Below are 11,088 nucleotides of genomic sequence, written 5' to 3'. Positions count from 1 at the left end.
CCCCCCCCCCCCCCCCCCCCCCCCCCCCCCCCGGTGGGGTCAGGTGCGCGTGATCGAGACGCCGCCATCCACCAGCGATGCCGTGCCGGTGACGAAAGCCGAATCGTCCGATGCCAGGTACAGCACCGAGCGCGCCAGTTCTTCCGGCGTGGCCACGCGCTTGAGCGCATGCAGGTTGGTGATGAACGCCTGTGATTCCGCGGTGTCGTTCATGGTGCGATACATGTCCGTGTCCACGGCGCCCGGCAGGATCGCATTGACGCGGATGCCCTGCGGCCCATACTCGGCCGCCAGCGCCTGCGTCAGGCCGATCAGGCCGGACTTGCTTGCCGCATACGCGGCCACGCCGGGAAAGGCGACGGTGTAGCCAACGAAGGTCGAGGTGAAGATCACCGAACCGCCGCCATCCTTCAGCATCTGTGCAAGCTGGTGCTTGGCGCCGAGGAATGCGCCGGTGAGATTGATGGCAAGGGTGTCGTTCCAGCCGTCTGCCGAAACCCCGGTGCTGGGCCCGCCCTCGCCGAGCGTGCCGGCGTTGTTGAAGGCGATATCCAGGCGGCCATAGCGCTCGACCGCCAGCGCCACCAGCGCGCTGGCGTATTCCTCGCGCCGCACATCGCCGGCGAGCGCCACCGCGTCGCCGCCGGCGTCACGGATCTGCGCCACCAGGCTGTCCAGTTCGGACTGGCGGCGGGCACCGACTACCACCCTGGCGCCCTCGGCGGCAAACAGCAATGCGGTGGCGCGGCCAATGCCGGCACTGGCGCCGGTAATGATGGCAACTTTTCCAGACAAACGTCCCATGATCGATCTCCGGTCTGGCGCGGGGGCAACTTGCTGGTCCACAGCGCCGGTTTTGCGGGTAGGGCAGCAGGAACCGTCCTGCTGCCTCGTGAAACCAGTATGGGCAACGCGCGTGGTTCGAACTAGACTGAAGATCGCGGAACAACTTTCCGGATATGCCGAACAATGTTCAAGCTAGAAGGTGTCGCCAGCTTTGTCGCCGTGGTCGAGGCAGGCTCCATCAGCGAGGCCGCGAGGCGGCTCAACTTGTCCAAGTCCGTTGTCAGCGAACGCCTGGCCGAGCTTGAAAAGGCGATGGGTGCCAACCTGCTGCGCCGGACCACGCGGCGGCTGTCGCTGACCGAGGATGGCGCCGCCTTCCTGGAGCGGGCCACGCGCATCCTGCATGAAGTGGAGGCGGCGGCAACCGATGTTGCCGAGCGGCGCGGCACCCTGGCCGGGTCGTTGCGGATTTCCGCGCCGGTCACATTTGGCCGGATGCACCTGGGGCCTGCCATCTATCCGTTCCTGGCCCGGCATCCGGAACTGGAGCTGAGCCTGGACCTGGACGACCGCCGCGTGGACGCGGCCACCGACAGTTATGACGCCGTGGTGCGGCACGGCCCGCTGGAGAGCTCGCGCCTGGTGGCATGGCAGCTTGCCCCCAGCCACCGCCTCCTGGTCGCATCCCCGGATTACCTGGCGCAGATGGGCGCGCCGGCAACGCTGGCGGAGCTGCAGCAGCACCGTGGCATCTTCTACGCCAACCGCGGCGCGGCTGACTGGCGCCTGCACGGCCCCGACGGCACCGAAATCGCCCGTGCCGCCGTTGCGCTGCGCGTCAACAACGGCGACATGATGCGAGATGCCGCCATCGCGGGAGTCGGCATCGCGTTGTTGCCGACCTTTATTGCCGGCGATGCCATCCGGCAGGGGGCGCTGGCCGTGATCGAGGTCGGCCTGCGGGCCGAGCCGGAATCCATTTATATCGCCCACCCGGAAGGCCGGCGGGTGTCGGCGCGGCTGCGCGCGTTTGCGGAGTGCGTGCGCACGGCCATCGGCAGTCCGCCGTACTGGGACGCATGGGCGCAGGCACGCGGGGAGGGCGCGGGAACCTGATGCCGGCTGCTGGCCGGGTTCCACGATCGCCATGTGGCGGCCCTGCAAGCCTGGAGGTTTGCCGCCCGCGCCGCGCGGCCTGTATTCTAGCGCTCTGCCCGGCGCCCCGTTTCCGCTAGGAGGCAGGGCGCCATGCACTTCACATCGAGCCGGCCATACAGGAACCCCATGCAGGAACCCGAACTGGATGAAATCAATATCCGGATCCTCGAGGCGTTGCAGCGCGACGCCAGCCTGACCAACGTCGAGCTGGCCGCGCGCGTCAACCTCTCGCCGTCGCCTTGCCTGGCGCGCGTGCGCGCGTTGGAGCAGCGCGGGATCATCCGGCAGCGCGTGACGCTGCTCGATCCGCAGAAGCTTGGCCTCAACGTCAACGTCTTTATCCACGTGTCGCTGGAGCGGCAGGCGCGCGAGGGGCTGGATGCCTTCGAACGCGCCGTGCGCGCGCTGCCCAACGTGATGGAGTGCTACCTGATGACGGGCGATGCCGACTACCTGATCCGCGCCGTGGTGGCCGACGTGCAGGCCGTGGAGCGGCTGATCGTCGACGAGATCACGCGCATCCCCGGCGTCGCCAACATCCGCAGCAGCTTCGCACTCAAGCAGGTGATGTACGACACAGCCTTGCCGCTGCGCAATCCGCGCTAGCCCGGCGTTCGACGTGGGATATGCCGCGGCCTCAGCATTTTCGAGTGGTTTTTATGTTGAGCGGCAGTGGATTGTGCTGCCACCTGCCGGATAGGCAGTCAACTTCAGCACCTCATGCGGGAGGGCACTCCATAGAATGGGACAAAACCCATTGGAGACTTCCCCATGACCGACCTTGCCTCCCCACACGCCCGCCTGCTCGCCCAGGCCATGCCCGACGGCGACGACGATCCGCAGGAGACGCGCGAATGGCTGGACGCGCTGGAGGCAGTGGTGGCGCAATGCGGGCAGGAGCGCGCGCGCTTCCTGCTCGGCCGGCTGCTCGATGCCGCCCCCGCGCTGGGTGTGTCGACCACGGCTCAGAGCAACACGCCTTACCTGAACACCATCCCGGTCGAGTGCCAGCCGCCTTATCCGGGGGATCTGGCGATGGAAGAGCGCATCACCGGCATCGTGCGCTGGAATGCCCTTGCCATGGTGGTGCGCGCCAACCAGGCCTACGGTGAACTGGGCGGGCATATCTCCAGCTATGCCTCGGCGGCGGACCTGTTCGAGGTCGGCTTCAACCACTTCTTCCAGGGCGCCGATGCCGGCAACGGCGGCGACCTGGTCTACTTCCAGCCGCACTCGGCCCCGGGCGTGTACGCGCGCGCCTTCCTGGAAGGACGCCTGTCCGAGGCCCAGCTCGACAACTTCCGCCGCGAGGCGGGGGGGCAGGGCCTGTGCTCGTATCCGCACCCCTGGCTGATGCCGGACTTCTGGCAGTTCCCGACCGGCTCGATGGGGCTGGGCCCGATCCAGTCGGTCTACCAGGCGCGCTTCATGCGCTACATGGAGCACCGGGGGCTGCAGGCCACTTCGGGCCGGCACGTGTGGGGCGTGTTCGGCGACGGCGAGATGGACGAGCCCGAATCGATCGCCGCGCTGCCGCTGGCAGCGCGCGAGAAGCTCGACAACCTGACCTTTGTCATCAACTGCAACCTGCAGCGCCTGGACGGCCCGGTGCGCGGCAACGGCCAGATCGTGCAGGAGCTGGAAGCGCTGTTCCGCGGCGCGGGCTGGAACGTGATCAAGGTGCTGTGGGGCAGCGCCTGGGACCCGATCTTCGCGCGCGATCACTCCGGCGCGTTGCTGCGCGCCTTCGCCTCGACCATGGACGGCCAGTTCCAGACTTACAAGGCCAAGGACGGCCACTATGGGCGCGAGCATTTCTTTGGCCAGAACGAAGCGCTGAAGGCACTGGTCGCGCATATGACGCCGGATGAGGTGGCGGCGCTGAACCGCGGCGGACACGACCTGCGCAAGCTCCATGCGGCCTTTGCCGCGGCACGCGCGCACAAGGGCCAGCCCACGGTGATCCTGGCCAAGACCATCAAGGGCTATGGCATGGGCAATGCCGGCCAGGCGCAGAACACCACGCACCAGCAGAAGAAGCTCGACATCGAGGCGCTGAAGGCATTCCGCAGCCGCTTCGGCCTGGAGCTGTCCGACGAGGACCTGGAATCGATGCGCTTCTACCGCCCGGCCGAGGACAGCGCTGAGCTGCGCTACCTGCGCGAACGCCGCCAGGCGCTGGGCGGCTACCTGCCGGCGCGCCAGCGCCAGGCCGACACCGTGGCGGTGCCGCCGCTGGCGCAATACGGCCAGTTCGCGGTGGCGGCCGACCAGAAGGAGATGTCGACCACCATGGCAATGGTGCGCATGCTGACCGGCCTGCTCAAGGACAAGGCGCTCGGTCCGCGCGTGGTGCCCATCGTCGCCGACGAGGCGCGCACCTTCGGCATGGCCAGCCTGTTCCGCCAGGTCGGCATCTATTCATCGCAGGGCCAGCTGTACGAGCCCGAGGACGCCGGCTCGATGCTGTACTACCGCGAGGACATCCGCGGCCAGATCCTGGAAGAGGGCATCACCGAGGCCGGTGCGATGTCGTCGTGGATTGCCGCGGGCACCGCCTACAGCAACCATGGCACGGCCATGCTGCCGCTCTATATCTACTACTCGATGTTCGGCTTCCAGCGCATCGGCGACCTGATCTGGGCCGCCGGCGACCAGCGTGCGCGCGGCTTCCTGGTGGGCGCTACGGCAGGCCGCACCACGCTGTCCGGCGAAGGGCTGCAGCACCAGGACGGCACCAGCCACATCATTGCCGCCACCATCCCCAACTGCCGCGCCTATGATCCCGCCTACGCCTATGAGCTGGCAGTCATCGTCGACGAGGGCATGCGCGCGATGATGGAGCGCCAGGAGGACGTGTTCTATTACCTGACCGTGATGAACGAGAACTACGCCCAGCCGTCGATGCAGGCGGGCGTGGAGCGCGACATCGTGCGCGGCATGTACCGGCTTGCGCAGGTGGAAGGCGGCGGGCGCGCCAGGGTGCGGCTGCTCGGCAGCGGCACCATCCTGCGCGAGGTGGAGGCCGCGGCGCAGATGCTGGCCGAGGACTGGCAGGTCGACAGCGAGGTGTTCAGCGTCACCAGCTTCTCCGAGCTGGAGCGCGAGGCGCGCGAGACCGCGCGCCAGCGCCTGCATCATCCGCAGGACAGCATCGCCCCCAGCCATGTGGAAGCGCTGCTGGCCGGCGACGCGCCGGTGGTGGCGGCCACTGACTACGTGCGCGCCTATCCGCAACTGATTGCGCCCTACGTGCCGGCTCCCTTCACGGTGCTGGGCACCGACGGCTATGGCCGCAGCGACAACCGGCCGTCGCTGCGCCGCTTCTTCGAGGTCGATCGCGCCTATGTCTGCGTGGCGGCGCTGCGCGCGCTTGCGGCGCAGGGCACGGTGCCGGCGTCGGTGGTGGCCGAGGCGATCACGCGCTACGGCATCGACACGGACAAGCCTGCGCCGTCCTCGCTCTGATATCGCCGGCTTCACCTTGCAGGCCAGGCGGGGCGCTTCGGTGCGGGACTCCACATGCGACGGCGGCGGCTGTTAAGCTTTGTACTTCTGCAGCCGCTCCAGTTGCGCGTCCGTGCCGCCACGGGCGCGCACCGCCATGGTCCGGCGCCGCCCCCCCAGCATGATCGCCAAGCGCCGGATATGAAACGGATTCCTGTTGCCCGCATCGCCACCATCGCCATGGCTTGCAGCCTCTTCGCGGCCAACGCCAGTGCCGCCGACAGTGTCGGCCAGCGCCAGATAGAACGCGCTGTGAACGATGCCATCCGCCCCCTGATGGCGGCGCACGGCGTCCCCGGCATGGCCGTTGCCGTCACGGCCGGCGGCAAGCGCTACGTCTTCAACTACGGCGTCGCGGCGAAGGAGGGCCGGCGCAAGGTCGACGGCGACACGCTCTTCGAGATCGGCTCGGTCAGCAAGACCTTCACCGCGACGCTCGCGTCCTATGGACAGGCCCGCGGCACCCTGTCCCTGGCCGACCCTGCCGGGAAATACCTGCCGGCGCTTGCGGGAAGCAGCCTGGGCGCGACCAGCCTGCTCGACCTCGGCACCTATGCCGCCGGCGGCCTGCCGCTGCAGTTTCCGGATGCGGTCACCGATACCAGGACGATGGTCGACTATTTCCGGGGCTGGCGCCCCAGATATGCCGCCGGCAGCCATCGCCAGTATTCGAATCCCAGCATCGGCTTGTTCGGCTACCTGGCCGCCAGCAGCATGGGCCAGCCCTTCGATGACCTGATGGAGAAGACGCTGTTCCCGGCGCTGGGCCTGGCCCACACCTACATCAGGGTGCCGAAGGCGCGCATGGGCGACTACGCCTATGGCTATTCGAAAGACGGCAAGCCGGTCCGCGTGACGCCCGGCGTGCTGGATGCCGAAGCCTACGGCGTGAAAACCACGGCGGCCGACATGATCCGCTTTGTCGAAGCCAACATCGACAGTGCCGGCCTGGACGACAAGCTGCGGCGTGCCATTGCCGGGACGCACACCGGGTACTTCAAGGTCGGCGACATGGTGCAGGGGCTGGGCTGGGAAATGTACGCCTGGCCCACACGGGTCGACAGCGTGCTGGCCGGCAGTTCACCGCAGGTCGTGCTCGAGGCGAACCAGGTGAGCCGGCTGGAGCCGCCGCTGTCATCGCCCGCCGATGTGCTGGTCAACAAGACCGGCTCGACCAATGGCTTTGGCGCCTACGTGGTCTTTGTGCCGGCGAAGCGGATTGGCATCGTGATGCTGGCGAACAAGAACTTCCCGGTACCGGAGCGGGTAAAGGCAGCGTTTCGGATACTGGCGGCCCTGGACGGTGCGCCGGGACGGGCGGATACCCCGTAAGGGGAGGGTGGGGCTGCGTCACGCATCGCAGGCCTGTCCAGCGGCTGGTCCGCAAAAAATCCGGCTTTCCATGGAATAGTCCACGCCCTCCATGTGTATACGCAGGTACCCCCCGGCCGCCGGCTAACGCCAGGCCCGGTAGAAAGGAGACCCTGCAATGCAACGGAGAACCCCAAGCAATGGCGTCGGCACCGCGGCACGCATCGTGCCGGCGCTGCTTCTATGGGCTGCAAGCTTTGCCGCGCCAGCCCAGGAAGCCCACCACCATCACCAAACCACTGCGGGGCAGGTGCCGCCGCCCTTTGTCGCCAGCACCGCAAAACCGTTTGCCGGCCTGATGGGTGACGCCATGGCCGTAATGGATCACGGCATGGCGCAGGCAGCCATGAACGGCATCCCCGACCACGACTTTGTCACCATGATGATTCCGCACCACCAGGGCGCGATCGACATGGCCAAGGCGCTGCTGCTGTATGGCAAGGACCCGGAGTTGCGCAATCTTGCACAGGCCATCATCACCGAGCAGCAAAACGAGATCCGCCTGATGCAGGCCTGGCTCCAGCGCAGCCAGGCCAGGGCACCTGGCGCCACCAATCCTCGCTAACCGGCGGACATACACCGCCCGCTTCTGGACCGAATCATGAAAAGACATGCCCTTATCCTTGCCGTGGCCGCGCCTCTCGCAGTCGCCGCGCCGCAGCCACAGGATCGCGTTTACACCGCTGACCAGAACAGCAACACCGTTTCAGTGATCAATCCGGTGAGCAACAACTTGCTTGGGCAGATCCGCCTTGGCAACGCGCGGCCGGACGTGCTGTCGCCGCTATACAAGGGCGAGCTCAATGTCCACGGCCTTGGCTTCTCGCCAGACCATCGGACCCTGATCGCGATCTCGAACGGCTCGAATTCCGTCGCGTTCATCGATACCGCGACCAACAAGGTCAAGGGCATTGCCTATATCGGCCGCTCACCGCATGAGGGCTTCTTTACCGCGGATGGAAAAGAGGTGTGGGTAGTCGTGCGCGGCGAAGACTATATCTCCGTCATCAACCCGGTGACATTCCGGGAAACCCGCCGCATCCCGACCACGGCAGGGCCGGGCATGGTGCTGTTCCATCCTGCCGGCAAGCTCGCCTTCGTGGTGTCCAGCTTCAACCCCGTGGTGGATGTCATCGATGTCAGGGCACACAAGGTGGTCAAGCGCCTCAGTGTCACCAGCCCGTTCTCACCGTTCCTGCAGTTCACGCCGGACTTCCGCGAGGTGTGGATGACGCACAAGGACGTGGGCAAGGTCACCCGCATCGACACCGAGAAACTGGAAGTGAAGGGCGTCTTCGACTCCGGCTTCATCACCAATCACCTTGCCTTTGCCAGGACCGCGCGTGGCACGTTCGCCTATGTGACAGTGGGCGGCGAAAACGTGGTCAAGGTATTCACCACCGAGGCCGAACCGCGGCTGGTCGCGACCATTCCGGTCGGCGCGCTGCCGCACGGCATCTGGGCTGCCGATGACAGTTCACGCATCTATGTCGGGCTGGAAAACGGCGACGCCGTCGACGTGATCGACACCGCAACGAACCAGGTCACGACCCGCGTGCCGGTTGGCCAGGCGCCGCAGGCACTGGTCTATGTCTCCAACGCAGTGCCAGGCGGCGACGGGACCGCCAACCTTGTGCAGAGAGCGAACAGCGATCCGGTCAACATCGCCCTTAAACCGGTCCGTGGCGATGCCAAGGGCTTTGTGGTCGCGCGCAATCTCGGTGTCGTCGACGCATTGGAAGTATCCCTGTTCAAGCTGAAGCCGCAAACCACGTACAGCGTCTATGTCGCAGGGCAGGCCACGCCCGTGGCAAGCTTCCGCACCAATGCGGCCGGCATGGCCAACGGCACCGCCATTGGCCCGCTGCGCGAAGTCGTGACGACGCTTTCGCCAAAAAGCGCCGCGCCAGCGAAGCTGATCGTCATGGAGGGCGATGCGGCGGCGGATCCGGCCGCGGCGGTGTTGGTGAGCGCGCCGTGATCTGAGCGTGGCGACCTGGGTTAGCGGATCCCCGGCTAGAGCGCCAGGATCCACCCACCCAGCGCCGCGCCGGCCACCACCAGTACGGGGGACACGCGGCCGTAGACGAGCAAGCCGAAGGCCGCCAGCGCCAGGCCGAAATCCGCCTTCGAGTGGATCGCGCTGGTCCACACCGGGTCGTACAGCGCGGCGGCCAGTACGCCAACGACGGCTGCATTGATGCCACCCATCGCGCTCTGCACCCCGTCGCGCTGGCGCAGGCTTTCCCAGAACGGCAATGCGCCGGCCACCAGCAGGAACGCCGGCGCAAAGATCGCGAGAAGCAGTACCAGCGCGCCCACCCATCCACCCAATGGCGCGGGCGAGAGCGCCCCGAGGTACGCGGCAAAGGTGAACAGGGGACCCGGAACTGCTTGTGCTGCGCCGTAGCCCGCCAGGAATGCATCGTTGCCGACCCAGCCAGGGGGCACCACGCCAGCCTGCAGCAGCGGCAGTACGACATGCCCACCCCCGAAAACCAGCGCTCCGGCCTGGTAGAAGACCGACACGGCCGACACCGCCATCGAACCAGTCATTGCGGCAAGGGCCGGGAGCAGCACCAGCAGCACGCCGAACAACGCGAGAAGCAAAGCGCCGACCCGGCGACTCACACCGTAGTTGAGATGCTGGGCAGGAGGCAGATGGTTCAGCTGCAAGGTCCAGCGCGCAACCAGGCCACCCAGCACAATGGCGGCAACCTGGCCCACCGCACTTGGCACCGCGAGGACCAGAAGCGCGGCCACGACCGCGATGCCGGCACGCAGCCGGTCCGGACACAGCGACCTGGCCATGCCCCATACCGCCTGTGCGACAACCGCCACGGCCGCCACCTTCAGGCCGTGGACTGCCCCGGAATCCGCAACGCCGGACCAGCGCGCAATGCCAAAGGCAAACAGGACAAGTGCAATCGCAGAGGGCAGGGTAAAGCCCATCCAGGCGGCCAGCGCGCCAAGCCAGCCCGCCCGCTGCAGCCCCAGCGCCATGCCAACCTGGCTGCTGGCTGGCCCCGGCAGGAATTGACACAGCGCGACCAGGTCCGAGTAGCTCTTGTCGTCCAGCCAGCGGCGGCGCTCGACGAATTCGGCTCGGAAGTAACCGAGGTGCGCGATCGGGCCGCCGAACGAAGTCAGGCCAAGTTTCAGGAACGCCCGAAGAACCTCTGGAGCCGTGCCACGTGTGGTGGTTGCGTCAGCGGCGCGGTTTGAGTCCTGGGCGGGGTTGGTGGGCATCGGCGGTTTCTCGGTTAAGGCTTCATCGGCCAGTTATGCCTCCCAAATTCGGCCTTACCATATGCGGAATTCCTGTGGCTCCGCAAAAGGCGTGGCCGAGCAGTCGGCTTCAGTCCAACAAAAACCCGCCCTCGAACGGGGCGGCGTAGTTCGCGTCGGCGCGCAACGCTTCGAACTCCGGCATGTCCGCGAACGGCGTCACCCGTATATCGACCTGGCAGCGCCATTGCTCAAGCGAATCGGACTGGATGGCCAGTGCCAGGTGGCTCTTGTGCTTGCGCGACGGATACCGGAAACCGACCGGCGCTCCATCGCCAGTCAAGTCCCAATGATTTTTGACGTCGACATCAGCTGATCAGATCCGAACTGCGCGAGGGCAGCGCGGTCAACTGCGCGATCACCCAGCCCTGCCGCTCGCCGGCGGATTGTGCAAGGTGGCCACGCTGCGCGGCGGTAAGTGCCGCGCGCGATTGGAACGCCTTGCCCGCCAGCATTTCGGCAGGCGTCAGGTCGTCGAAGGCATCGACCGGGGTGACCCAGAACGCATGGATTTCGCTACTCGGCAGGTTCTTCATCTGGCGCAGCACCGGAACCAGCAGCTCCGGCACCGGCGGCGCGAATTGCCAGGCCGGGAAGGCGCGGCCGATCGCCTTGCCGCGCGGGGTGACACAGTAAAAGCGTGCATCCTCCACTGCGCGGTATAGTGTCGCCTGCGACATGGCCACCAGACCCTGTGCAATGACCTCCGAGGGCTTCAGATATGACACGGCGAGCCGGTTCTCGACATCTGCCGCCGGCGAGCCGGGGTGTCCGAGCGTTGCCGTCAGGCACTGGCGCACGATGTCCATCACGCGGGCACGTTCGCCCACGTCGATGGTGTGTTCCAGTTGCTCGTCGATGTCGTGGACCAATTTCTCGACCAGTTGGGGGCCGACCGCAATGGCGGCCGGCACGTGGGTACGCGGTGTCATATCAAACTCCATCAGATGACAACCCGGGGCGGGGCGAAGGCGGGGG

The 11,088-nt window shown here is 66.8% G+C and carries 10 protein-coding genes; 6 read left to right on the top strand and 4 right to left on the bottom strand.

The features are described from left to right. Positions 1-39: 39 nt before the first annotated feature. A complete protein-coding gene (locus AC3WQZ_RS30590) occupies positions 40-804 on the bottom strand; it encodes an SDR family oxidoreductase (protein ID WP_010809358.1) in 765 nt (254 codons plus the stop codon). Positions 805-969: 165 nt separating this feature from the next. Here AC3WQZ_RS30590 and AC3WQZ_RS30585 point away from each other — a divergent pair, with 165 nt between their 5' ends. The 6 genes from AC3WQZ_RS30585 (at position 970) to AC3WQZ_RS30560 (ending at position 8,803) form a co-directional block, all read left to right on the top strand. Continuing rightward, positions 970-1,902, top strand: a complete 933-nt coding sequence (locus AC3WQZ_RS30585; protein WP_011617130.1) for a LysR family transcriptional regulator — start codon at positions 970-972, stop codon at positions 1,900-1,902. A gap of 168 nt (positions 1,903-2,070) precedes the next feature. After that, the gene (locus AC3WQZ_RS30580) at positions 2,071-2,550 is read left to right on the top strand and encodes an Lrp/AsnC family transcriptional regulator (protein WP_010809356.1); all 480 of its coding nucleotides are present in this window, start codon (positions 2,071-2,073) and stop codon (positions 2,548-2,550) included. Positions 2,551-2,715: 165 nt separating this feature from the next. Continuing rightward, positions 2,716-5,412 carry an alpha-ketoglutarate dehydrogenase gene (mdeB, locus tag AC3WQZ_RS30575; RefSeq protein ID WP_492301830.1) on the top strand — a complete coding sequence of 899 codons (2,697 nt, stop codon included), beginning with the start codon at positions 2,716-2,718 and terminating at the stop codon, positions 5,410-5,412. Between the two features lie 180 nt (positions 5,413-5,592). Beyond that, on the top strand, positions 5,593-6,783 hold the full coding sequence (gene ampC, locus AC3WQZ_RS30570) for a class C beta-lactamase (RefSeq protein WP_011617132.1): 1,191 nt from the start codon (positions 5,593-5,595) through the stop codon (positions 6,781-6,783). Positions 6,784-6,940: 157 nt separating this feature from the next. After that, on the top strand, positions 6,941-7,387 hold the full coding sequence (gene copM / locus AC3WQZ_RS30565) for a CopM family metallochaperone (protein WP_058697108.1): 447 nt from the start codon (positions 6,941-6,943) through the stop codon (positions 7,385-7,387). 36 nt (positions 7,388-7,423) lie between these two features. After that, a complete protein-coding gene (locus AC3WQZ_RS30560) occupies positions 7,424-8,803 on the top strand; it encodes a YncE family protein (protein WP_492301829.1) in 1,380 nt (459 codons plus the stop codon). Between the two features lie 35 nt (positions 8,804-8,838). Here the strand turns inward: AC3WQZ_RS30560 and chrA are convergent, their stop codons facing one another. From chrA to AC3WQZ_RS30545, 3 genes are all read right to left on the bottom strand, one after another. Continuing rightward, the gene (chrA, locus tag AC3WQZ_RS30555) at positions 8,839-10,071 is read right to left on the bottom strand and encodes a chromate efflux transporter (protein WP_010809352.1); all 1,233 of its coding nucleotides are present in this window, start codon (positions 10,069-10,071) and stop codon (positions 8,839-8,841) included. A 109-nt stretch (positions 10,072-10,180) separates the two neighbouring features. Further along, positions 10,181-10,393: a hypothetical protein gene (locus AC3WQZ_RS30550; protein WP_011617135.1), complete on the bottom strand. Its 213-nt coding sequence runs from the start codon at positions 10,391-10,393 to the stop codon at positions 10,181-10,183. Between the two features lie 25 nt (positions 10,394-10,418). Continuing rightward, the coding region (locus AC3WQZ_RS30545) for a hypothetical protein (RefSeq protein ID WP_492301827.1) at positions 10,419-11,088 on the bottom strand (670 nt) is incomplete at its 5' end.

It is taken from the genome of Cupriavidus sp. FW305-26, assembly GCF_058787975.1.
Note: the sequence above shows the minus strand (reverse complement) of the source record. Positions and strands in the feature narration are given on the sequence as shown.

Excerpts from the sequence above, each read along its gene's own strand:
- AC3WQZ_RS30590 (WP_010809358.1), bottom strand. The coding sequence starts at position 804 with ATGGGACGTTTGTCTGGAAAAGTTGCCATCATTACCGGCGCCAGTGCC.
- mdeB (WP_492301830.1), top strand. The coding sequence starts at position 2,716 with ATGACCGACCTTGCCTCCCCACACGCCCGCCTGCTCGCCCAGGCCATG.
- chrA (WP_010809352.1), bottom strand. The coding sequence starts at position 10,071 with ATGCCCACCAACCCCGCCCAGGACTCAAACCGCGCCGCTGACGCAACC.
- AC3WQZ_RS30580 (WP_010809356.1), top strand. The coding sequence starts at position 2,071 with ATGCAGGAACCCGAACTGGATGAAATCAATATCCGGATCCTCGAGGCG.
- AC3WQZ_RS30585 (WP_011617130.1), top strand. The coding sequence starts at position 970 with ATGTTCAAGCTAGAAGGTGTCGCCAGCTTTGTCGCCGTGGTCGAGGCA.
- AC3WQZ_RS30560 (WP_492301829.1), top strand. The coding sequence starts at position 7,424 with ATGAAAAGACATGCCCTTATCCTTGCCGTGGCCGCGCCTCTCGCAGTC.
- copM (WP_058697108.1), top strand. The coding sequence starts at position 6,941 with ATGCAACGGAGAACCCCAAGCAATGGCGTCGGCACCGCGGCACGCATC.
- ampC (WP_011617132.1), top strand. The coding sequence starts at position 5,593 with ATGAAACGGATTCCTGTTGCCCGCATCGCCACCATCGCCATGGCTTGC.